The sequence below is a fragment of the Microbacterium sp. NPDC055521 genome (genome assembly GCF_053619695.1).
In genome coordinates, this window is sequence record NZ_JBSHJX010000002.1 from 60,848 (window position 1) to 82,704 (window position 21,857).

Sequence of the window (21,857 nt, forward strand, 5' to 3'; positions counted from 1 at the left end):
GGCCTTCTGTGTCGCTGTGACCCCAGCGGGATTCGAACCCGCGTTACCGCCGTGAGAGGGCGGCGTACTAGGCCGCTATACGATGGGGCCGTCCGGCCCGGAGGGCCGATGTGGCAACCGTGCAAGTCTGTCACGGCGGGTGCGAGCATTCCAAATCGACGGCGCCAGCTGCGGCGTCACGGGCGTGTCGCGTCGCCCGGCTTGCCGAGTCGCACCCGGAAGAGTTGACTTCCGTCATGCGCATCACGAAGTACGAGCACGCGGCACTGCGAGTCGACGCGGGCGGCGAGACCCTCCTGATCGACCCGGGGTCGTTCACCACTCCGCTCGACGACCTCGGCGGCGTGGTGGCGGTCGTCATCACGCACGAGCATCCCGATCACTGGACCGCGGCGCACCTCGACAGGGTTCGTCGCGCGGCTCCCGGCATCCCCGTCTTCAGCACGCCGGGCGTGGCCGCCGACGCGCCCGACCACGACATCACCGTCGTGGCGCCGGGCGACGAGGTGACGGCAGGCGAGTTCACCCTGCGATTCTTCGGCGGCGCGCATGCGGTGATCCACGAGAGCATCCCGCAGATCGAGAATCTCGGCGTCCTCGTGGACGATGAGCTGTACTACCCCGGAGACTCCTACGCGGCCCCCGAGGGCGTCGAGGTGAACACGCTCGCCGCTCCCCTCGGCGCGCCGTGGCTGAAGATCGGCGAGGCGATGGACTTCGTTCTCGCCGTCGCGCCTCGCCGCTGCTTCGGCACCCACGACATGACTCTGTCGACCGTCGGGCGCACCATGCACCGTCAGCGCCTGCAGTGGGCGACGGAGCAGGGTGGCGGGACGTTCTTCGAACTCGATCCCACCCAGAGCCTGGACGTCTGACTCAGAGCCCGGGCTGGGCCGCCCGCACCCGCAGATCGCGTGCGAGATCGTCACGCGATTCGATCACCAGACGCCGCAGCGCGCCCGGCGCGTCGGCGTTCTGCTCGAGCCAGGCATCCACAAGATCCGTGCTCTCTGTCGCAGGGAACAGACCGCGCACGAGACGCTGCGCGAGCTCGATGCTGCGCTCGGCCCAGGCATCCCGGATCCGGGTGAAGTACTCCACGTCGAAACCGGCGATGAGATCGCGGCGTCCACCGGCGCGGAAGCCGGAGATGGTCGCGTCGAGGTGGTCGTTGCTCAGGCTGAGATCGCTCCAGGCCGAGTCCCACGCCCCGGCGCGCGTCGCCGCGACGGGGCGCGATGCCAGGGCGCGGATCTCAGCGGTCCGACCGGCCGCCGTGTCGTCGGCGGCACGCTCGGCGGCGATCGCCGCTGCATCGGCATGCCCGGTCGCAGCCAGAGCGGTCAGCAGCAGCCAGCGCAGATCGGCGTCGATCGGGAGCCCCTGCGGGGCATCACCGTCGAGGATGGCCCGCACGCCGGCGGCGCGGGAGTCATCGAACGACGAGGCCGCGGCGAAGGCGCGGGCCCACGACAGCTGAGCGTCGCTGCCGGAATCGGCATCCTGCAGGGCCGACCAGGTCGAGTCGACCCAGGAGCGGCGCCGCTCTGCACGCTCGTCGTCGACGACATAGTGCTCGATCGCGAAGGCGGCATTCGCCAGTGTCGCGCTCAGCAGTGCGACGTTCGGCTCGGCCGGTGCATGCGTGCGCACGATGTCGAGGTAGCGGGTCGCCGCGAGCTCGCCGTCACGCGTCGCGTTCCAGAGCGACGACCAGATGAGGCCCCGCGCCAGCTCGTCCGACAGGGTCGACAACGAAGCGGCGACGGTGCCGAGCGAACGCTCGTCGAGTCGCACCTTGGCGTAGGTGAGGTCGTCGTCGTTGAGCAGGATGAGGTCGGCATCCGGGATCTCGACCTCGGTGCGCTCCTGCTCGACGGTCAGCTCGATGCGCTCGCGCAGCGCGAGCGCCTCGTCGACGCGGTCGTACAGCCCGACGCGCAGCCGGTGCGGGCGGGGGGCGACGTCACCGCTGTCCTGCACGATGACACGCCTGCCGTCGGCATCCGTCTCGAGCCAGAGAGCCGAGACCCCGCTGGTCTCGAGCCACGAGCGCGACCAGTCGCGCAGCGGCTGGCCGGATGCCCCCTCGAGCTGGTCGAGCAGGTCGTCGAGGGTGGTGTTTCCGAACGCGTGCGCGGCGAAGTAGCGCCGGGCGCCCTCGAAGAAGGCATCCTCACCGACGAACGCGACGAGCTGCTTCAGCACCGACGCGCCCTTGGCGTAGGTGATGCCGTCGAAGTTCAGCTTCGCGGCTTCGAGATCGGGGATGTCGGCGACGATCGGGTGGGTGGTCGGCAGCTGGTCCTGCCGGTACGCCCACGTCTTGCGGCTGTTCGCGAAACGCGCCCACGCATCCGTGAAGCGCGTGGCCGCGGCCGACGCGTGCGTGCCCATGTAGTCGGCGAACGACTCCTTCAGCCACAGGTCGTCCCACCAGCGCATGGTGACGAGATCGCCGAACCACATGTGGGCCATCTCGTGCAGGATCGTGTTGGCGCGCGCCCCGCGCTGCGCGTCGGTCGCGGCTCCCCTGGTGATGTACGCCTCGGTGAAGGTCACCAGTCCCGGGTTCTCCATGGCGCCGAGGTTGTACTCCGGCACGAAGATCTGGTCGTACTTGCCCCACGGGTACGGGTACGCGAAGGCGTCCGAGAAGAAGTCCAGGCCCTGCCGGGTGACCTCGAGGATCTCGTCGGCCTCGAGGTGCTCGGCGAGCGATGCCCGGCACAGCACACCGAGGCCGATCCGCTGGTCGCCGCGCGCCCACTCGCCGTCGATCCGGGCGTAGGGGCCTGCGGCGACGGAGGTGATGAAGCTCGAGATGGGCAGGGTGGGCGCGAACTCCACCGTCTGCACGCCGATGCCCGGTGTCACGTGCGCGGGCGACTGGTTCGACAGCACATGCCAGCCGGCGGGAGCGACCACCCGGAACGTGTACGCGGCTTTCAGATCCGGCTGCTCGAAGCACGCCATGACCCGACGGGAATCGGCCGGCTCGTACTGCGTGTACAGATACGTCTCGCCGTCGACCGGGTCATGGAAGCGATGCATGCCCTCTCCCGAGCGGCTGTACGCCGCGACGCCCTCGACGCGCACGACATGCGAGCCGCCGAGACCGTCGAGCAGGATGCGGGCGCCGTCCCAGCGCACCTCCCGCTCGTCTCCGTCGACCGTGACACGGTCGACGGACTCGCCGATGAAGTCCAACCAGGTCTCCGCCTGGTTCGCGTCGAACGTCAGCGTCGTCGCGGTCGGGAATCCGGTGCGGGCGCGCTCGGGGGCACCGGCGAGGTCGAGTTCGACGCGCACCTCGTGCAGCGTGATCGACGCTGCACGGCGGGAGGTCTCGTCGCGAGACAGGTTGGCAGAGCTCATCCGTCCATCGTGTCACGTCGACGAGGCTCCCGCAGTGCCCGGCGCCCTCGGTGCAACCCCCTTCCCGTCGGACGCGGGTGGCGCGAGCGTGGCTCGGGCACGCCTACGCGAAAAGGAGCTGACATGACCGACGAGAGCACCAACGACCAGCTGACCTTCCAGAACCCCGTGGATCGCTTCCCCTCCATCTCCCCGCCGAAGCAGGATCAGCCCGAGCCGGGTCTTGACGAAGAGCTGGAACCGAAGGCCGACCGGGGCGAGCGGTCCTACCGCGGCACCGGGCGGCTCGAGGGGCGTCGTGCCCTGATCACCGGCTCCGACTCCGGGATCGGATCGGCGGTGGCCATCGCGTTCGCCCGCGAAGGCGCGGACATCGCCCTGTCGTACCTGCCGGAGGAGGAGGAGGATGCACAGCACGTGAAGTCGGTGATCGAGGACTGCGGTCGCCGGGCGTTCCTGTTTCCAGGAGATCTCACCGACCGCGACTTCTGCGCCGAGCTCGTCGAGAACGCGGTGCAGGCGCTCGGTGGGCTGGACGCGCTGGTGAACAACGCCGGCAAGCAGATCGCCGTCGAGGACATCGCCGACCTCGGCGACGAGCAGGTGACCGAGACGTTCACGACGAACATCATCGCGATGTTCCGCATCTCCCAGGCGGCTCTGACGCACATGCCCGCCGGATCGACCATCGTGAACACCACGTCGATCCAGGCGTACGAGCCGTCACCGCACCTGCTGGACTACGCCTCGACGAAGGCGGCGATCAACAACTTCACCAAGGGCCTCGCCCAGCAGGTCGCGGCGAAGGGCATCCGCGTGAACGCCGTGGCGCCCGGCCCGATCTGGACACCCCTGCAGGTGTCTGACGGGCAGCCGAAGGACGCTCTGCCCGAGTTCGGCAAGAGCACGCCGATCGGTCGCGCCGGTCAACCCACCGAGCTCGCCCCGGCCTACGTGTTCCTCACCTCGCCGGAGTCGAGCTACGTGCTGGGCGAGACCCTGAACGTGAACGGCGGCATGCCCACGCCTTGAGCACGCGCGATGTCGCCGGTGCGGATCACGCCGTGGTGCGCACCGGCGCCTTCGCGAGCGCCTGCTCGAGGTCGGCGAGCAGGTCGTCGGCGTTCTCGAGCCCGATGGACAGTCGCACCACGTCGGCTCCCGGGCGCGCCTCCGGTGCGACCGGGCGGTGGGTGAGAGCGGCGGGATGCTGGATCAGCGAGTCGACTCCGCCGAGCGAGACGGCATGGGTGAACAGCCGCACCGCTCCGGTGAGCGCTTCGGCGGCGGCGTACCCGCCGGAGAGCCGGATGGAGATCATCGCTCCCCCGCCGCGCATCTGCCGGCCGATGAGGCCGCGCTCGTCATCGAACTCGGGGTAGAGCACCTCGCTGACCGCAGGGTTCTGCTGCAGCGCGAGGGCGAGCGCGCGAGCCGAGCTCTGCTGCGCCTGGATGCGCATGGGGAGCGTAGCGAGGCCGCGGTGCAGCAGATAGGCGCCCAGCGGGTGCAGCAGAGCACCCGTGATGGCTCGCACCCGGCGGAGCGCTTCGGCGGTGCTCTCGCTGCACGAGATGACGCCGGCGATGACGTCGCCGTGGCCGCCGATGTACTTCGTCGCGCTGTGCATCGACATGGCCGCGCCGAGGTCGAGCGGATTCTGCAGCAGCGGCGTCGCGAACGTGTTGTCGACGAGCACCGGGATGCCGTCGGACTGCGCCACGACGGCGGCGATGTCGACGAGGTCGAGCGTGGGGTTCGCAGGGGTCTCGAGCACGACCATGCCGGTGTCGGGGCGGATGCTCGCTGACACCTCGTGCTCATGGCAGAACGTCACCTCCGCCCCCAGCAGTCCGGAGTCGAGCAGGTGATCGGTGCCGCCATAGAGCGGTCGCACGGCCACGATGTGCCGCTTGCCGACCGCGGTGGTGTGCGCGAGGATCGCCGCGGTCATCGCCGCCATCCCGGAGCCGAAGGCGACGGACGCCTCGGAGTGCTCGAGCTCGGAGAGCGCCTCTTCGAAGCGTGCAACCGTGGGGTTCCACAGCCGGGCGTACACGTTGCCGCCGTCGGGCAGCGGGTGGCCTCCGGTGGCCATCGACTCGTACGAGTCGCCGCCGTGCAGGATGTCGGGCAGCGGGTTCGTCGACGAAAGATCGATCGGGGCGGCGTGGACACCGAGGGCGCCGAAGTCGGCGCGGCCAGCGTGGACGGCAACGGTGTCGGGGTGCAGCGGCATGTCGGACATGCCCTCGATCCTGCTCTTCTCGTTCAGCGCAGTCCAGCCGGGTTGTCGCAAGCGGCCATCGCGCGTGCGTATGTTGTTTCCTGAGCAAGTCACCGCCGATCTCGGGAGGGCAACCTTGGCACCAGCACAGCAGGGCGTCGTGGACGAACTCGATCTGCGCATCCTGGCAGCGCTGATCGACGAGCCGCAGACGCCCATCAAGGATCTGGCTCAGGCGCTGGGCATCCCTGCATCCACCTGCGCTTTCCGGATGAGGGCGCTGCGCAACCGCGGCGTGATCACCGGCTCCCGACTGCAGGTGGATGCGGCCAGCATCGGAGCTCCCGTGCAGGCGATGATCCGCGTACGGCTGGGCAATCACAGCAGGGACGGCGTCGAGGCCCTCTTCGATGCCCTCGCCGCGACGCGAGGAGTGCTGCAGGTCTTCCACATCGCCGGAGCCGATGACTTCCTCGTGCACGTCGCCGTCGCCGACTCCGCCGCACTGCGCGACATCGTGCTCGAGCGCATCACGGTGCACGACATCGTCAGGGCGACGGAGACGCAGCTGGTGTTCGAGCTGCGCGACGGAGCCGGTGTCGTGCCCCGGCCCCCGAGGCCCTGAGGCCCTGAGGCTCAGCGCTCCGTCGTGACCTCGTCGGACCGGTCGGAGACAGGCTGCCCGGCGAAGCGACGGGTGCCGAGCCACAGGACCACGCCGACGGCCAGCAGGATCGCCGCGAACAGCCAGACCATCGGTCGCTGCTGGCTGAGCAGCACGAGGCACGAGATCACCCCCAGCACGGGCACGAACGTCCACACCCGGAAGTGCTCATGCTGCACCTTGTCGCGACGCAGCACGAGCACCGACACGTTCGCGCTGATGAAGACCAGAAGAAGCAGCAGCACGACCGTCTCCGCGAGCGTCGCGAGGTCGCCCACGAGGGTCAGCAGCATGGCCACGACCGTGGTCGACACGATCGCCACCCACGGCGTGCGCCGGCGGGGCAGCACGCGCCCGAGCGGCGAGGGCAGCAGACCCTGCTCGGCCATGCCGAACGCGAGCCGGCTGGCCATGATCATGGTGAGCAGAGCGCCGTTGGCCACCGCGATCAGGGCGATGAGGCTGAACAGCCACGACGGAACGCTGACCCCGGTCGCCTCGACGACGGCGAGCAGCGGTCCGGTCGACTCCTGCAGCTCGTCGGTCGGCAGCGCGGCAGCACTGGCGACTCCGACGAGCACGTACACGATGCCGGCGGTGACCAGCGCGCCGAACAGCGCCCGCGGGTACACGCGGCTGGGTCGCTTGACCTCTTCGATCACATTCGCCGAGGTCTCGAATCCGACGAACGAATAGTAGGCGACGATCGCACCGCCCAGCACGGCGCCCGCCACGCCGACGCCGTCGGGCAGCTGGGTCGCCCGGCCGAGGTCTCCCCCGCCCCCGCCGACGAACATCGCGACCACGACGATGACGATCACGAGCCCCGAGAGCTCGATGGCCGTCATCACCAGATTCGTGCCCATCGATTCCCGGATGCCCCTGGCGTTGAGCAGTCCGACCAGAACGAGGAACACCATCGCCGCGGGGATCACCGGCACATCGATGAAGGTGGCCAGGTAGTCGCCCGAGAAGGCGATGGCGAGACCGGCCGCGCTGACGACGCCCGCGGCGAGCATGCTGAACCCGACCAGGAACGACAGCAGGGGGCTGCGGAAGGCGCGCTCGGCGAACACCGCTGCTCCCCCGGCCCGAGGATACTTGGTCACCAGCTCTGCGTAGGATCCCGCGGTGAGTAGCGCGAGCAGCAGGGCCACGATCAGCGGCGCCCACAACATGCCGCCCGCGCTCTCGGAGAGCACGCCCATGAGGGCGTAGATTCCGGCTCCGAGCACGTCACCGAGGATGAACGCGAACAGCATCGGCCCGCTGATCGCTCGACGCAGGCGGGGTGGGTTCTCGGCGGTTTCCATTCTGCCGACGCTAGAGGGCGGCGATCGAGGGCGCACCCGCCTTGACACTCGGGTGACCCAGCCGGTACGTGCCCGCCGCTGCTCGAATCAGGCCGTCGCGTCCGCCTCCCGGCGCGGCAGCACCCACCCCGCACGCGGGAAGTGGCACGTGTATCCGTTCGGGTGGCGCACCAGGTAGTCCTGATGCTCGGGCTCGGCCTCCCAGAACGGACCGGCCGGTTCGATGGTGGTGACCGCGGGGGCGGGCCACAGACCCGAGGCGTCGACGTCGGCGATGGTCTCGCGCGCGACGCGCTCCTGCTCCGCGTCGAGCGGGAAGATCGCCGAGCGGTAGCTGCTGCCGATGTCGTTGCCCTGGCGGTTCAGGGTCGACGGGTCGTGGATCTGGAAGAAGAAGGCGAGGATGTCGCGGTACGTCGTCTCTGCGGGGTCGTAGACGATCTCGAGCGCCTCGGCGTGCCCTGGGTGGTTGCGGTAGGTCGGGTGGTCGTTCTCACCGCCGGTGTAGCCGACGCGCGTCGCGAGCACGCCCGGCTGACGGCGCACGAGATCCTCCATGCCCCAGAAGCATCCGCCGGCGAGCACGGCCGTCTCGGCCCCGTCGCGGCGGGTGATCTCTCCGGTGTCGTGTGCTCCGCTGGTCATGTGTGTCTCCTCGTGTGTCGTGACAGGGGTCGCCTGTCGCCGGTCTTCCATTCTGCCTCCGCTCCGCGGCGGGAGGGCCGGTCACCGGAGCCGATCCGCCGGGAATGCGGCGCGCACAGTCTAGGTTGGTGCTCAGAGCCGCTTCCCGGCCGGTCACCGCATCCGAGGAGAGAAATGCGTCCCTATCTCGACAAGTCCGCACCTGACGTCTGGAAGGCCGCCGGAGAGTACTCCCAGGCCGTGGCGAGCGAGGCCGAGCGCAAAGGGCTCTCGCTGCAGGAGAGCGAGTACATCAAGGTGCGCGCCTCGCAGATCAACGCGTGCGCGTTCTGTCTCGATCTGCACACCCGCGAGGCCCGCGGCGCGGGCATCCCCCAGCAGAAGATCGACATGCTTCCCGCATGGCGAGAGACGTCGCTGTACTCCGAGCGCGAGGCGGCCGTGCTCGCGGTCACGGAAGCCGCGACGCGCATGCCTCTCACCGAGGAGGCGAAGGCGGATCTCTCGGGCGCACGTGCCGTTCTCGGAGACGAGGCGTTCGCCGCCGCCGAATGGGTCGCTCTGACCATCAACATGTTCAACCGCATCTCCATCCTCAGCGAGCACCCGGTGCGTCCTCGCGGCGATGACGGCACGGTGCTGTCATGACAGACGTGCGCTTCGAGATCCGGGATGTGCCCGCCGAGTCCCGGTATGTGCTGATCGACCGCGGCGACGACGGCAACCAGGCGAGGGAGATCGGCGAGGAGTCTTACGTCGATGTGGGCGGCGATCGGGTGCTGCACCACACTGAGGTGTCGGAGGAGTACAGCGGGCAGGGGCTGGCGTCGACGCTGGTGCGGGCCGTCGTCGACGACGTGATCGCCGCGGGGAAGAGCATCGTGCCGGTCTGCGAGTACGTCGCGGCGTGGCTGTCCAAGCATCCGGAGTATCAATCGCACGTCGTCGAGCGTCGCCGCGAGCACAACGCGGCGATCCGGGCCCGGCAGGGCTGAGTCAGTCGCGCGGGCGCAGCCGCACGGTCGGCAGCGGCGGCGCGGGCAGCGGAGCGAGCTGGTCCTCGCGGAACGGGCCGAACAGCGCCGGCTTGCCCTCGTCGCGAGGATCGACCGGCGCGAAGCCCAGCTCTGCCTGGTAGCGGCGGCGGAACTCCTCGATCTCGTCATGACTGCGCCCGATGAAGTTCCACCACATCACGATCTGCTCACCGAGCGGCAGACCGCCGAGCAGGATGACGCGCGCGCCGTCCGCTCCCGCGTCGATCATCATGGTGTCTGCGCCGGTGGGCACGTAGCCGAGTTCGCGGTGCTGCACCGGAGCGCCGTTCACGACGATCGATCCGGTCTCGGCGAGAGCGGCGTGCTCGAAGTCACGGCGCACCGGCAGCGTCACCCGCGCGCCGGGCTCGAGGGTCAGCTCGGCGCCGAGCATGTCGGGGGTGCGGGTGTCGACCGGGGAGGTCGATCCGAGCAGCGATCCGATGAACACCCGTGCGGTCGCCCCGGCGAGTTCGACGGCCTCGGGCGCGTAGTGCGCGAACGCGTGCTCAGTGAACCTGGTGGCATCCGGCAGTGCGTACCAGAGCTGCACCCCGTGCAGCACGGTCGTCTCGGGCGTGCTGATCTCCTGGTGGGTGATCCCCTGGCCCGCGATCATCAGATTCAGCTCTCCCGGCAGGACCGCCGCGGCGACCCCGTTCGAATCGAGATGGTCGATGCGGCCGGTGAACAGCCACGACACCGTCGCGAGTCCGGTGTGCGGATGCCGCGGCACCTCCATGCCGCCCGTCTCGGCGACGTCGTCGGGGCCGTAGTGATCGAGAAAGCACCACGCCCCGACCAGCGATCGGCGTCTCTGCGGCAGGGTGCGGTAGACCGTCATCGCCCGGATACCGCCGAGCGGAACCTCACGCGGCGCGAGCACCTCGACCGACGTGCACGGCTCACCAGGACCGAGAACGCTCAGCGGCGGATCCTTCTCGAGATTGGTCATCGCGGCTCCTCGGGCTGTTGCGACGGCATGCGGGATGACGTCAGCGTAGCCGTCAACCTTGCGGATCCGCCCGTGCCCGACGACACAGCCGCGATGGATGGCACCTCTGACGTCGCGAGGTCAACCCCCTCCTTTTCGCGGGCCGTAGAGCCCACTCTGAAGATCACGTGGGCGCGATCCGCTCCGCCCGCCCGACGTCAGGAGTCGAGATGAGCACATCGAATTCGGATCCTCGTGGCCATGAGCCCGCAGCGGTCTCGGCCGAGCGAGGACCCACACACCGCGAAGAGGTTCTGGGACGCGAGCAGGAGCGGTTCGGAGGGTTCAAGTGGGGCTCGGCCCTCTTCGGCTGGCTCACCGCGACCGGGACGGCGGTTCTGCTGACGGCGCTCCTGAGCGCGGTCGGTGCCGGTCTCGGCCTCGGTGTCACGGAAGGCGACGTCGAGGATGCCGCGGATAAGGTCGGCGCGAATGCCCAGACGGTCACCATCGTCGGCGCGATCGCGCTGGCGGTCGTGCTGTTCGTCGCCTACTACTGCGGCGGCTACGTGGCCGGCCGGATGGCACGGTTCTCGGGCGCCAAGCAGGGACTGGCCGTATGGATCTGGGCGATCGTCATCGCGGTCGTGGTCGCCATCGTCGCCGCGGTGGCCGGTGCGCAGTTCAACGTCCTCGGTCAGCTGAACAGCTTCCCGCGGATCCCGATCGATGAGGGCGATCTGACGGTCACCGGCATCATCACCGCGATCGTCGTGGCTCTCGTCAGCCTGGGCGGCGCGATTCTCGGTGGCATCGGCGGCATGCGCTACCACCGCCGGGTGGACCGCACAGGACTCGGACGGTGAACCGTCGGCGGCAGAGGCCAACCGCCTCCGCCGCCACCCGACAGTAAGGCAACCTCATGATCGAATCACACAAGATCAACAGTCTGTTCGACGCCGATGTCGTCGACGCCGATGGGTCGAAGATCGGCACGGTGAAGCACGTGTACGTCGATCCGGACGGCGGTCAGCCGCTGTTCGTCGGCGTCACCACCGGCTGGTTCGGCATGTCGGAGTCGTTCGTGCCGCTGCGTGACGCGGACTTCGACGGAGAGGCACTTCACGTCGAGTACGACAAGGACACGGTCAAGAACGCCCCTCGCATCGATGCCGACGGCAGCCTGACCGACGAAGACATCGACCGCATCCAGCACTATTACGAGGGTGGCGACACCGAGGCCTCGGACGACCACTCAGGAGTGGACGACTCAGGAGTGGACGGCTCCGGCTACGACGATGCGCGTCAGCGGGCGGACGACCGGGTCACGAGCCGAGACGACCCTCTGACGGGCGATCCCATCGTCGTGCACGACCAGCGCCCTCCACGCAAGCGGATCCGCATCCACAGGTACGTGATCGCGGATGAGCGGACAGCAGACCAGTCACGTGATCTCGGAGCTGATCAGCTGCGCCGCGACCAGGAGTGAGCGCCACGGCGCGGGCTGGTTCTGCACCCGCGCCGTCGATCAATCGAGGATGACCTCGCCCGTGTCGGCGTCGACGGTGACCTCCACCTCATCGGAACCCTGCATGAGGTCGAACTGGTACTCACGGCGTCCGTCGTCCCATTCGAGCTTCCATCCGCGCAGCGGCCCGTCCACCTTCGCGGTGGCCAGATCGAGCGCCTCGTCGTAGCTCATCGGGTCGTCCAGGCTGAACTCCTTCTCCTGGTCGTCCGTGGTGTCCTTCTTCTGCGAGACGATCTCGCCGCTGCTCGCATCGATCTCGATCTCATGATCGGTGGTGCCGTCGAGGATCTTCACCTCCCACTCCCAGGCCGCGTCGCGTTCGTCGTAGTCGAGTTCGATGCTGTGCATGAATCCGGCGCCGACGGCGTCCATCGCGGTCTTCACCGCGTCCTCGGCGCTGATCGGAAGCTGCGTCTCCCGCAGGTCGATGTCGGCTCCGGCCGCCGCGCTCGCCGATCCGCTCGGAGCAGCCGGCTCCCCGCTGCTCTGGGATGGGCCGCTGGCGGCCGAGCCGGACGGCGACGGCGTGGCACTCTGCGGGGTGCATCCAGCCATCCCGAGTGCGAGAGCGACGGCGCAGACACCGATGCCGGTGCGGGCGAAAGTCGTGCGGGTGCTGAGGTGCAGGGTTGGGCGGAACATCTGGTTCTCCTGTCGTCTGCCGTTCTTGTTCATGTGGTCACTGTCGGTGCCCGCTCATGCCGAGTGCTTGAGCAGATCGACGATCTCCTGCACGCCCTGATGCACCGAGACGGCACCGGCGTCGGTCAGCACGCCGCCATCGGTGCCACCAGTCTCGACGCCGACGGCCACGACGCCCGCCTTCGCTGCGGCGATCATGTCCCAGCGCGCGTCTCCGATCGCCACACAGCGCTCAGCCGGCACGCCGGCGCGCTCGATCGCGACGGCGAAGACATCCGGTTCGGGCTTGGCGGTCTCCACGTCCTCCGCGGTGGTGATCGCGTCGATCCACGGCTCGGCGTCGAGCACTTCGAGCTGACGGTCGACCTCCTCCTGAGGTGCGGAGGTCGCGAGCACCACCCGTGTGCCGCGCTCGTGCAGGAAACGCAGCAGCTCGCTCGCCCCCGGCAGCAGGCGGAGCTGGTCGGACAGGTCACTGTAGTGCGCGGAGTGCCTCGCGGAGATCCGGTCGCGCTGATCGTCATCGGCCTGCGGAGCGATGCGATCCAGCAGTTTGTCGGAGTCGAGACCGATCGCGGCGTGGATAGATGCCGCCGGAGCGTCGGTGTCTACGTCACGCAGCGCGCGCTGCCACGCGATGACGTGCAGGTAGTTCGAGTCGACGAGGGTGCCGTCGACGTCGAGCAGATACGCGTCGGCCGTCAGCAGCGGGTCGGCGTGCTCTGAAGACGGTGTCGGTGAGTTCATCTGGCTTCTCCTCTGTGGTGTCTCTGAGGCGGCCGAAAGCCGGCCGCGATGGCGCGAGGCCCGACTCAGGCGTCGTCGGTGCTCGGTGCGTGCTCGCTCCAGTCGTCACGCTCATCGCGCATGACGTCGCGCGTGCGCAGAACCCCCTGCGCGTGCTCGAGGGCCTTCCGGTTGAGGCGCGTGATCATGTCGTCGTTCTCCTCTTGGCTGAGACGCTGTCCGTCCAGACTGCGACAAGCGCGGGCCGAACCGAAGGGACTGGCGGGTTGAGAGCCCGGATGTTAGATGCGCTGCCGCGCATTCGATCCGATCAGGTACCGGCTCCGAACCACTCAGCAAGCGGCCGTCAGGGCTGAGCGGAGGATCGGGGAGCAATGTCGAAGCAGAGTCGTCGGGTCGTGTTCATGATCTTCGCCGCGGTCGCGGGCGTGGTCAGTGGTCTCGTTTTCCTCGCCGCCGCGGAACTCTCGGCTCTGCTGGTGGCTCGGGATGCGAGCCCGGTGCTGGCGGTGGGCTCGTTCATCATCGATGTCGTTCCGCAGCCGCTGAAGGAATTCGCCATCTCGACGTTCGGCGAGTTCGACAAGGTCGCGCTGCTGATCGGACTGGGACTGGCCGTCGTGATCGCGTCGGCTGTGGCGGGCGTCCTGCAGCTCGGCCGGCCGCCTCTCGGGGTGGTCGCGCTCGGTGTGGCCGGGGCGCTGTCGGTGGCCGCGACCACGACGCGCGCCGGCGTCACGCCCTTCGCGTTCCTTCCTCCGATGATCGGCGCGGTCGTGGGAAGCGTGGCACTCGTCTTCCTCTGCCGGCGGCTCGCATCCTGGCAGCATTCGGCCGCAACCCCCGCCGCCGAAGCCGGCACCGACGACGGCATGGCAGTCGACCGACGCCGGTTCTTCGCGCTCGCCGGAATCGCCGGCGCTTCCGCTCTGGTCGTCGGGATCACTGCGCGGGCTGTGAACGCGGCGACGGCGTCCGTCGTGGCGATCCGCAAGGGTCTGCGCCTGCCCGCCGCTCGAACATCCGTGTCCATCCCGGAGGGCGCCCAGCTCGACGTCCCCGGCATCACGCCGCTGTTCACCCGTAACGCCGATTTCTATCGCGTCGACACCGCGCTCACCGTGCCGACCGTCGATCCCTCGACCTGGCGGCTGGTGATCGACGGCATGGTCGACAAGCGGGTCGAGCTCACCTTCGACGACCTGGTGAGGATGGGGCTGGACGAGTACGCGATCACGCTCACCTGCGTGTCGAACGTCGTCGGTGGCGACCTGGTCGGCAACGCGATGTGGCTCGGGGTGCCGATCCGGGATGTTCTGCGGCTGGCCGCCCCGCACGCCGACGCCGACATGGTGCTGTCCCGCAGCGTCGACGGATACACCGCCAGCACACCGTTGTCGGCGCTCACCGACGATGGGCTCGACGCGATCTTCGCCGTGGGCATGAACGGTGAGCCACTCCCCCTCGAGCACGGATTCCCCGTTCGCATGGTGGTGCCCGGGCTCTACGGGTACGTGTCGGCGACGAAGTGGGTGACACAGCTCACCGTCACCACGTTCGAGAAGGACCAGGCGTACTGGACTCCGCGCGGCTACAGCGCAGAAGCTCCGATCAAGTTCTCGTCGCGTATCGACACCCCGAAGATCGGCAAGAGCGTCGCGGCGGGACGCATCGCGATCGCGGGCATGGCGTGGGCGCAGACGGTCGGCATCGAGGCCGTCGAAGTGCGCATCGACGACGGCGACTGGCAGCGCGCGACCCTGTCGACGCCGATCAACACCGACACCTGGGTGCAGTGGGTGCTGGAGTGGGATGCCACCCCCGGTACCCACTACGTCACGGTGCGCGCGATCAACAAGAGGGGTGAGATGCAGATCGAGGAAAGCGCCCCGATCGCACCCGACGGGTCGGCCGGATGGCAGCGGTCGCTGGTCTCGGTGACGTGAGCGGCGGTCTCCCTCAGAGGTGTCGCGCCGGGTCGCGGATGCCGTCGACAGCCTGCCCGCGCTGCGCAGCCGAAGTGAGCCGGTATGCGCTCATGCGCGCTTGGAGGCGATGAACGAGTCGAAGTCGAACTGGTACTTTGCCGCACTCGAAACAGAAAACCCCCGCCTGAGCGGGGGTTCTTCTCTGCTGGGGTACCTGGACTCGAACCAAGAACAACTGAACCAGAATCAGCCGTGTTGCCAATTACACCATACCCCAAGGGCGAAACCGCAGCCTCGCACCGAGAGTCAAGCTTACCCGAGCGGGATGCAGATGGCGAATCGATGCCGGATGCCCGGGCGTGGCGCGCCGGACCCCATCACAACTCGCCCATCCGGGCCGGCTTCGTCCACCGCAGGAAGACCGTCGACCGCGTGATGCGTGCGAGGTCTGCCAGCAGGGCGCCCACCTTCGTGCCGATGCACAGGCTCAGGAACATCATCGGCGCGGAGGCCAGCGCCTGCGCGTCAAAACTCGCCAGCGACACCAGACCTACCGTGCCGGGCACGAGCAGCAGGAACGCCGGCTGGAAGGAGACGGTAGCGGGTACGGCGAGCAACACACGCTCGAGCACCCGAGCGGCGACGAAGAGCACGGCGGCGGCGATCCCGATCGCGACGACGCTGCCCACCATCGGACTGAACATCGCGAGCACGGCGTAGGTGCCGGTCATCGCCGCGATGCACACGAGCGTCAGCCGGAAGCCCGACCCGAACGCCAGGCCGATGCCGGTGGCCAGCACGATGACGGCGAGCCACGCAGTCCACAGCGGCGGCAGGGCGTCCCACCCTGCACTCTCGTTCGACAGCTGTACGGCCTCGCCGACCAGCGCCGCCGATGCCGAGTCGACGCGCAGGCCGGTCAGAGCGGCCCCCGCATACAGGCCTGCGGCCATGAACGCCAGCATGATGAGCCCGTACATCAGGCGCGATGCGCCGGTCACGATGTCGGTCGAGGTCAGCTCGAGCAGCGCATTCGTGATCAGCGCACCCGGAACGAGGATCGCCACCGGCGCGCACACCGCGAACAGCGGCACGGGGCCCAGGTCGAGAGCGTTCGCCACGACCCCGACCAGCAGCGTCGACAGGAACGACGACACGAACGGCGCCACCGCGGCCGCCGCGCGCACGCGCATCATCAGCATCGTCAGTGCGCCGACCAGCAGGCCAACGATCAGGGCGAGCACCGCCGCCCACCAGGGGCAGCGGAACAGCACCGCGAGCGACACCGACAGCATGCCGCATCCGATCACGCTCTGCAGACCCGGCATCCGGCGCGGGGTCGCCCGGATCGCCGCCATTCGATCGGGCGCGGATGCCAACGACACGGCGCCCATCTCCAGGTCGCGCACCAGCCTGCTGGCGCGCGCCGACTGACGGAAGGTCAGCGCTTCGCCCTTGCCGATGACCGTTGTCGTCGCCGATGCCGATCCGGGACGGCTGACCATCACCATCTCGGGAAGGATCGCGAATTCGAGGCTCGTCTCGGGTGCCGCGCGACGGCTCACCTGCTCGAGAGATCCGCGCACGTCGGTCACCGACGTGCCGCACTCGAGCAGCAGCACCCCGAGATCGCCGATGATGACATCCGTCTCGGCGGCGGGCATCACGGCATCCGGTGCCTGACGGGTCACGCCAGGAAGTCAGCGAGCATGCGCAGCCGCCGCAGCGACTCGTCCTTGCCCAGCAGCTCCATCGACTCGAACAGCGGCGGCGAGACGCGCCGACCCGTCAGGGCAACACGCGGTGGGCCGTACGCGACGCGAGGCTTCAGCCCGAGCTCATCGACGAGCTTGCCCGAGAGCGCCGCCTGGATGGCATCCGGGGTGAACTCCTCGACGGACTCGAGAGCCGCCGCGCACGCCTCGAGCACCTCGGCGGCGTTCGCCGGCAGACCCTTCAGCGCATCGGCCTCGTACGAGACGTTGTCGGTGAACAGGAAGCCGAGCATGCCCGCGGATTCGCCCAGCAGCTGCATGCGCTCCTGCACGAGCGGCGCCGCGCGGAACGCGAGCACGATCTGCTCGTGGGACGGCTCGCCGCCGAACACGTCGGCCGCGGCGAGATAGGGCAGCATCCGCTCGGCGAAGTCCTTCTCATCCAGCATCCGGATGTGGTCGCCGTTGATCGACTCGGCCTTCTTCTGGTCGAAGCGAGCCGGGTTCGGGTTGACGTCGGCGATGTCGAAAGCGGCGATGAACTCGTCGAGCGAGAAGACGTCGCGGTCGGCCGCGATCGACCAGCCCAGCAGCGCGAGGTAGTTCAGCAGGCCCTCGTGGATGAAACCGCGGTCGCGGTGCAGGAACAGGTCGGCCTGCGGGTCGCGCTTGGACAGCTTCTTGTTTCCGGTCTCACCGAGCACGAGCGGCATGTGCGCGAAGCGTGGCACGAAGGTGGTGACGCCGGCCTGGATCAACGCGTCGTACAGAGCGAGCTGACGCGCGGTCGACGGCATGAGGTCCTCGCCGCGCAGCACGTGGGTGATGCCCATCAGTGCGTCGTCGACCGGGTTCACGAAGGTGTAGAGCGGCACGCCGTTGGGGCGCACGACGACGAAGTCGGGGAAAGACCCTGCGGGGAAGGTGACCTCACCGCGGATGAGGTCGACGTAGGTGAGATCTTCGTCGGGCACGCGCAAGCGCAGCGCCGGCTGACGGCCCTCGGCGCGGAACGCGGCCTTCTGCTCGTCGGTGAGGTCGCGATCGAAGTTGTCGTAGCCGAGCTGCTTCGCCCGGCCGTTGGCCTCGTTGCGGGCGTCGATCTCCTCCGCTGTGGAGTAGCTCTCGTACAGCGCGCCGGTCGCGAGCAGCCTCTCGATCACACCGCGGTAGATATCGTGACGCTCGGACTGGCGGTAAGGCGCGTGCGGCCCGCCGACCTCGACACCCTCGTCCCAGTCGATCTTCATCCAGGTGAGCGCGTCGACCAGCTGGCGGAAGCTCTCCTCGCTGTCACGCGCGGCATCGGTGTCTTCGATGCGGAAGATCAGCTTCCCGCCGTTGTGCCGGGCGTAGGCCCAGTTGTACAGCGCCGTGCGCACCATGCCGACGTGCGGCAGGCCGGTCGGCGAGGGGCAGAAGCGCACACGGACGTCGGATCCGGTCGCAGTGGTGGTGAGGGGATGCACGGTAGCCATATCCCCTCGATTCTATCCGGGGCGGATGCCGGGTCCCGGCCCGCTCGAGAGCGGTCAGCCGAGGCGCTCTACGGCGCCGCGGATGCGCCCGAAGGGCGACAGCGCCGTGATGGCGGCGACCAGCACGAGCGCGACCGTGGCGAGGCCACCGTAGCCGAACTGCGTGAGCACGATGCCCGCGCCGGCGGCGCCGACCGCCGCGGTGAGGCTCATCAGCGAGTCGCTGACGCCCTGTCGGCGCGGGCGCATGAGCACGGTCGATGATTCGGTGAGCAGCGCTGCCCCGGCGACCGTCGCCGCGCTCCAGCCGAGACCGAGCAGGATCAATGCGACCATCACACCCGCCGGCTGCTCTCCGGCGAAGATGGCGGTGAGCAGAGAGGCGGCGAGCACACCCTGCCCGAGCAGCACCACCTGGATGCGGCCCCACCGGTCAGCGAGGATCCCGAACAGCGGCGACAGACCGTACATGCCGGCCACGTGCAGCGCGATCGTGACGCCGACCAGCAGCGTGACCTCCTGAACGGCGCCGTGCCCGCCGCTGTGCGCCATGTGCTTCAGATGGATGGGCGTCATCGCCATGACGGATGCCATCACGGCATGGGATCCCGACACGGCGAAGATCGCGTAGCGGGCGACGACCGGACGGTCGGTGTCCGCGCCGAGAATCGCGCCCTTGGCCGACGACCCGGCCAGGCGCAGGGCTGTCAGGAGCGGATCGGGCCGCAGTGCGATCACGTACAGCACGAGCGCAACCGCCTGCGCGACGAGCGAGAAGAGGTACGAACCGGTGAGCGGCGGCATCCCGATCAGCGCACCCACCTCTTCGCCGATCGGCAGCAGCAACGGCCCGGTCACGCCCCCGACCGTGGTCGACCAGACGACGATTGACAGATCGCGGCCGCGGTGCGCAGGCTGGGCGAGGTCGGTGGCGGCGAAACGCGACTGCAGGTTGCCGGCGTTGCCCATGCCGATCATGATGATGCCGACCAGCAGCAGCGGGAACACGCGCAGCGCGGCCGAGATGATCACGATGCCGATGCCCATGAGGGCGAGCAGGTTGCCCGCGGTCAGCGACATCCGGCGTCCGCGACGCGCGGCGAAGCGCGCCAGCGGTATCGCGAAAGCCGCCGCCCCGAGGGTGACAGAGGCGGTCGCCAGACCCGAGAGCGCGTCATCGCCCGAGAGGTCGGCGGCGAGAAGAGCCCCGAGCGAGACGGTCGCGCCGAACGCGATGCCGCCGAGCACCTGGCCGGCGGCGAGCACCCCGACCGTGCGGCGCTGGATGGCGCGCAGCTCGTCGATCGTCGGAGTGGTCACCGCGCTCACGCCGCGGGAGCGGCGTCGCGTACGGGATTGCGCAGCACGCCGATCCCGCTGATCTCGACCTCGACGGTGTCGCCGGCGACGATCTCGCCGACTCCCGCGGGTGTGCCGGTCATGATCACATCGCCCGGCAGCAGGGTGAACGCGGCAGAAGCGTACGCGACGATGTCGGCGACCGAGTGGACCATGTCGGTCAGCGGAGCCTGCTGGCGGGTCTCTCCGTTCACGCGGGTCTCGAGCAGCGCGGTGGCCGCGTCGAACTCGGTCTCGATGGTGGGCCCCAGCGGGCAGAAGGTGTCGAAGCCCTTGCCGCGCGTCCACTGGCCATCCTTGCGCTGCAGGTCGCGCGCGGTCACGTCGTTGCCGATCGTGTAGCCGAAGACGTAGTCGAGAGCGTTCTCGGCGCTGACGTTCTTGGCGATGCGACCGATCACCGCGACGAGCTCACCCTCGAACTCGGTGCGCTCCGAGATCGTCGGGCGCACGATGCTGTCGCCGGGGCCGACGACGGCGGTGTTGGGTTTGAGGAAGAGCAGCGGCTCCTCTGGGGCGACGTTGCCGAACTCAGCGGCGTGGTCGTGGTAGTTGCGGCCGACGCACACGACCTTCGAGCGTGGGATCACCGGGGCGAGCAGCGCGACGTCGGCCGCGCGCACACGATCCCCCGTCGGCTGGTAGCCGGCGAACATCGGGTCTCCCTCGAGCACGACGATCTCGTCGTCGTCGAGGATGCCGTACCGGATGCCGTCATTGTGACTGAAACGCGCGATCTTCACCCCGTCAGCCTATCCCCGCCGTTGCTCCCTATCCCCGCCCTCTCCCCCACGCCCCCACGCCCACATCTGCCGAGAGATCGTGCTGTAGCCGCCTTTCCGTCATTCCGGATCGGTCCAGATCCGCCCTGGAGAGGAGCATCAGTCGTGCCTCAGTTAGATCGATCCTTCATCGCATCTCGGAAGAGTGCCCCTGCTGCCGGAGCACAAACGGGCCCTCCACAGGCCCAGTGGTATCTCGCCGCCTGTGCAGAACAAGTCACCGGATCGCCGACACCCCGCGTAAACCCCGACACCCCGTCCTATCGACGCTGACATCACGGGGTGTCGGCGACAGGACGGGGTGTCGGCGCAAAAAGGGAGGTGGGAGAGACGTCAGTCGATGCGGACGAGCCAGCCGTGCTTGTCGTCGCGGCGGCCGTACTGGATGTCGGTCAGCTCCTCACGCAGCGACAGGGCCAGCTCGCCGAGAGGCTGCTTGTCTTCGAAGTCGTCCGACACGAGGGCGCCGATCGGGGTGACGACGGCGGCCGTGCCGCAGGCGAACACCTCGACGATGTCTCCGGATGCCACACCCTGACGCCACTCGTCGAGCGAGACGGCACGACGCTCGACCGTGAGCCCGCGGTCTTCGGCCAGCTGCAGCAGCGAGTCGCGCGTGATGCCCTCGAGGATGCTCTCGGACTGCGGGGTCACGACACGGCCGTCCTTGTAGACGAAGACGACGTTCATGCCGCCGAGCTCTTCGACGTTGCCGTCCTGATCGAGGAAGACGACCTGGTCGCAGCCCTGCGCCGCGGCCTCTGCCTGAGGCAGCAGGCTGGAAGCGTAATTGCCGCCGGTCTTGGCAGCCCCGGTGCCACCCCTGCCCGCGCGGGCATACGTCTTCGACAGCCAGATGCGCACCGGCTTCACCCCGCCGGTGAAGTAGGCGCCGGCGGGTGAGGCGATCAGGTAGTACGCGACCTTCTTGGCGGGGCGCACACCGAGGAACGCCTCCTTGGCGAACATGAACGGACGCAGATACAGGCTCTGGTCGACGCCCGACGGCACCCAGGCGCCATCGACGGCGATGAGCTCGCGGATCGACTGCACGAAGTACTCGGTGGGCAGTTCGGGCAGGGCGAGGCGACGGGCGCTGCGGCGCAGCCGCTCGGCGTTGCGGTCGGGCCGGAATGTGTGCACCGAGCCGTCGGCGTGGCGGTACGCCTTGATGCCCTCGAAGATCTCCTGCCCGTAGTGCAGCACGGCGGCTGCCGGGTCGAGCGAGATCGGGCCGTACGGCTGCACGCGCGGACGGTGCCAGCCACCCTTCTCCGACCAGCAGATGTCGACCATGTGGTCGGTGAAGTTCGTGCCGAAGCCCGGGTTCTGCAGGATCTCCTCGCGCTGCGCGGGGCTCTTGGCTGCGAGGTTCTTCGTCACGGCGAACGTGAGCTCAGCGGTGTCGGAGCTGGCCGTGGTGGCGGTGTCGGTCATATCTGTCCTCTGTCGGGATGCGGCGGCGATGCGCGCGTGC

21 protein-coding genes and 2 tRNA genes are annotated in these 21,857 nt (G+C 68.9%); 8 read left to right on the forward strand and 15 right to left on the reverse strand.

The window, feature by feature from the left end; translation table 11 throughout:
• Nucleotides 1-17 precede the first annotated feature (17 nt).
• Nucleotides 18-90 (reverse strand) — tRNA-Glu (locus tag ACWGSM_RS02115).
• A 146-nt stretch (nucleotides 91-236) separates the two neighbouring features.
• Between ACWGSM_RS02115 and ACWGSM_RS02120 the strand changes: the two genes are divergently transcribed.
• Nucleotides 237-875 carry an MBL fold metallo-hydrolase gene (locus tag ACWGSM_RS02120; RefSeq protein WP_452321326.1) on the forward strand — a complete coding sequence of 213 codons (639 nt, stop codon included), beginning with the start codon at nucleotides 237-239 and terminating at the stop codon, nucleotides 873-875.
• 1 nt (nucleotide 876) lies between these two features.
• Here the strand turns inward: ACWGSM_RS02120 and pepN are convergent, their stop codons facing one another.
• Nucleotides 877-3,378, reverse strand: coding sequence for an aminopeptidase N (pepN, locus tag ACWGSM_RS02125; RefSeq protein ID WP_452321327.1), 2,502 nt, complete (start codon nucleotides 3,376-3,378; stop codon nucleotides 877-879).
• Nucleotides 3,379-3,501: 123 nt separating this feature from the next.
• On the opposite strand from pepN, the gene ACWGSM_RS02130 reads away from it, so the two are divergent.
• Nucleotides 3,502-4,410, forward strand: coding sequence for an SDR family oxidoreductase (locus ACWGSM_RS02130; protein ID WP_452321328.1), 909 nt, complete (start codon nucleotides 3,502-3,504; stop codon nucleotides 4,408-4,410).
• Nucleotides 4,411-4,435: 25 nt separating this feature from the next.
• On the opposite strand, the gene ACWGSM_RS02135 is transcribed toward ACWGSM_RS02130, so the two are convergent.
• Nucleotides 4,436-5,626 carry a trans-sulfuration enzyme family protein gene (locus ACWGSM_RS02135; RefSeq protein ID WP_452321329.1) on the reverse strand — a complete coding sequence of 397 codons (1,191 nt, stop codon included), beginning with the start codon at nucleotides 5,624-5,626 and terminating at the stop codon, nucleotides 4,436-4,438.
• A gap of 139 nt (nucleotides 5,627-5,765) precedes the next feature.
• Here ACWGSM_RS02135 and ACWGSM_RS02140 point away from each other — a divergent pair, with 139 nt between their 5' ends.
• On the forward strand, nucleotides 5,766-6,230 hold the full coding sequence (locus ACWGSM_RS02140) for an Lrp/AsnC family transcriptional regulator (protein WP_452321330.1): 465 nt from the start codon (nucleotides 5,766-5,768) through the stop codon (nucleotides 6,228-6,230).
• An 11-nt stretch (nucleotides 6,231-6,241) separates the two neighbouring features.
• Here the strand turns inward: ACWGSM_RS02140 and ACWGSM_RS02145 are convergent, their stop codons facing one another.
• Together ACWGSM_RS02145 and msrA are read right to left on the reverse strand one after the other, a co-directional pair.
• Nucleotides 6,242-7,582: an APC family permease gene (locus tag ACWGSM_RS02145; RefSeq protein ID WP_452321331.1), complete on the reverse strand. Its 1,341-nt coding sequence runs from the start codon at nucleotides 7,580-7,582 to the stop codon at nucleotides 6,242-6,244.
• A gap of 87 nt (nucleotides 7,583-7,669) precedes the next feature.
• Nucleotides 7,670-8,227 carry a peptide-methionine (S)-S-oxide reductase MsrA gene (gene msrA / locus ACWGSM_RS02150; RefSeq protein ID WP_452321332.1) on the reverse strand — a complete coding sequence of 186 codons (558 nt, stop codon included), beginning with the start codon at nucleotides 8,225-8,227 and terminating at the stop codon, nucleotides 7,670-7,672.
• 174 nt (nucleotides 8,228-8,401) lie between these two features.
• Here msrA and ACWGSM_RS02155 point away from each other — a divergent pair, with 174 nt between their 5' ends.
• Both ACWGSM_RS02155 and ACWGSM_RS02160 read left to right on the forward strand, forming a co-directional pair.
• Complete coding sequence (locus ACWGSM_RS02155) at nucleotides 8,402-8,875, forward strand: carboxymuconolactone decarboxylase family protein (RefSeq protein WP_452321333.1); 474 nt, start codon at nucleotides 8,402-8,404, stop codon at nucleotides 8,873-8,875.
• The gene (locus tag ACWGSM_RS02160) at nucleotides 8,872-9,222 is read left to right on the forward strand and encodes a GNAT family N-acetyltransferase (RefSeq protein WP_452321334.1); all 351 of its coding nucleotides are present in this window, start codon (nucleotides 8,872-8,874) and stop codon (nucleotides 9,220-9,222) included. Before ACWGSM_RS02155 ends, ACWGSM_RS02160 begins: the two co-directional genes overlap by 4 nt.
• Nucleotide 9,223: 1 nt before the next feature.
• Here the strand turns inward: ACWGSM_RS02160 and ACWGSM_RS02165 are convergent, their stop codons facing one another.
• Nucleotides 9,224-10,219 (reverse strand): pirin family protein, encoded by a 996-nt coding sequence (locus tag ACWGSM_RS02165; RefSeq protein WP_452321335.1) that lies wholly within the window; start codon nucleotides 10,217-10,219, stop codon nucleotides 9,224-9,226.
• 209 nt (nucleotides 10,220-10,428) lie between these two features.
• Between ACWGSM_RS02165 and ACWGSM_RS02170 the strand changes: the two genes are divergently transcribed.
• Nucleotides 10,429-11,064: a hypothetical protein gene (locus tag ACWGSM_RS02170; RefSeq protein ID WP_452321336.1), complete on the forward strand. Its 636-nt coding sequence runs from the start codon at nucleotides 10,429-10,431 to the stop codon at nucleotides 11,062-11,064.
• Nucleotides 11,065-11,120: 56 nt separating this feature from the next.
• Complete coding sequence (locus ACWGSM_RS02175) at nucleotides 11,121-11,687, forward strand: PRC-barrel domain-containing protein (RefSeq protein WP_452321337.1); 567 nt, start codon at nucleotides 11,121-11,123, stop codon at nucleotides 11,685-11,687.
• A 39-nt stretch (nucleotides 11,688-11,726) separates the two neighbouring features.
• Here the strand turns inward: ACWGSM_RS02175 and ACWGSM_RS02180 are convergent, their stop codons facing one another.
• The 3 genes from ACWGSM_RS02180 to ACWGSM_RS02190 form a co-directional block, all read right to left on the reverse strand.
• Entirely contained in the window at nucleotides 11,727-12,404 is a 678-nt protein-coding gene (locus ACWGSM_RS02180; RefSeq protein WP_452321338.1) for a PepSY domain-containing protein, read from the reverse strand.
• Nucleotides 12,405-12,425: 21 nt separating this feature from the next.
• The gene (locus tag ACWGSM_RS02185) at nucleotides 12,426-13,118 is read right to left on the reverse strand and encodes an HAD family hydrolase (RefSeq protein WP_452321339.1); all 693 of its coding nucleotides are present in this window, start codon (nucleotides 13,116-13,118) and stop codon (nucleotides 12,426-12,428) included.
• Between the two features lie 65 nt (nucleotides 13,119-13,183).
• Nucleotides 13,184-13,306, reverse strand: a complete 123-nt coding sequence (locus ACWGSM_RS02190) for a hypothetical protein (protein WP_452321340.1) — start codon at nucleotides 13,304-13,306, stop codon at nucleotides 13,184-13,186.
• A gap of 186 nt (nucleotides 13,307-13,492) precedes the next feature.
• On the opposite strand from ACWGSM_RS02190, the gene ACWGSM_RS02195 reads away from it, so the two are divergent.
• Entirely contained in the window at nucleotides 13,493-15,064 is a 1,572-nt protein-coding gene (locus tag ACWGSM_RS02195; protein ID WP_452321341.1) for a molybdopterin-dependent oxidoreductase, read from the forward strand.
• A 187-nt stretch (nucleotides 15,065-15,251) separates the two neighbouring features.
• On the opposite strand, the gene ACWGSM_RS02200 is transcribed toward ACWGSM_RS02195, so the two are convergent.
• From ACWGSM_RS02200 to ACWGSM_RS02225, 6 genes are all read right to left on the reverse strand, one after another.
• Nucleotides 15,252-15,323: transfer RNA gene (locus ACWGSM_RS02200), tRNA-Gln, on the reverse strand.
• A 100-nt stretch (nucleotides 15,324-15,423) separates the two neighbouring features.
• Nucleotides 15,424-16,737: a threonine/serine exporter family protein gene (locus ACWGSM_RS02205; RefSeq protein WP_452321342.1), complete on the reverse strand. Its 1,314-nt coding sequence runs from the start codon at nucleotides 16,735-16,737 to the stop codon at nucleotides 15,424-15,426.
• Nucleotides 16,734-18,239 (reverse strand): glutamate--tRNA ligase, encoded by a 1,506-nt coding sequence (gltX, locus tag ACWGSM_RS02210; protein WP_452321343.1) that lies wholly within the window; start codon nucleotides 18,237-18,239, stop codon nucleotides 16,734-16,736. The genes ACWGSM_RS02205 and gltX overlap by 4 nt, the downstream gene beginning before the upstream one ends.
• Before the next feature lie 54 nt (nucleotides 18,240-18,293).
• Nucleotides 18,294-19,559 (reverse strand): MFS transporter, encoded by a 1,266-nt coding sequence (locus ACWGSM_RS02215; protein ID WP_452321344.1) that lies wholly within the window; start codon nucleotides 19,557-19,559, stop codon nucleotides 18,294-18,296.
• Between the two features lie 5 nt (nucleotides 19,560-19,564).
• Entirely contained in the window at nucleotides 19,565-20,341 is a 777-nt protein-coding gene (locus tag ACWGSM_RS02220; protein ID WP_452321345.1) for a fumarylacetoacetate hydrolase family protein, read from the reverse strand.
• Nucleotides 20,342-20,713: 372 nt separating this feature from the next.
• Nucleotides 20,714-21,817, reverse strand: a complete 1,104-nt coding sequence (locus ACWGSM_RS02225; protein WP_452321346.1) for a branched-chain amino acid aminotransferase — start codon at nucleotides 21,815-21,817, stop codon at nucleotides 20,714-20,716.
• Between the last annotated feature and the right edge of the window lie 40 nt (nucleotides 21,818-21,857).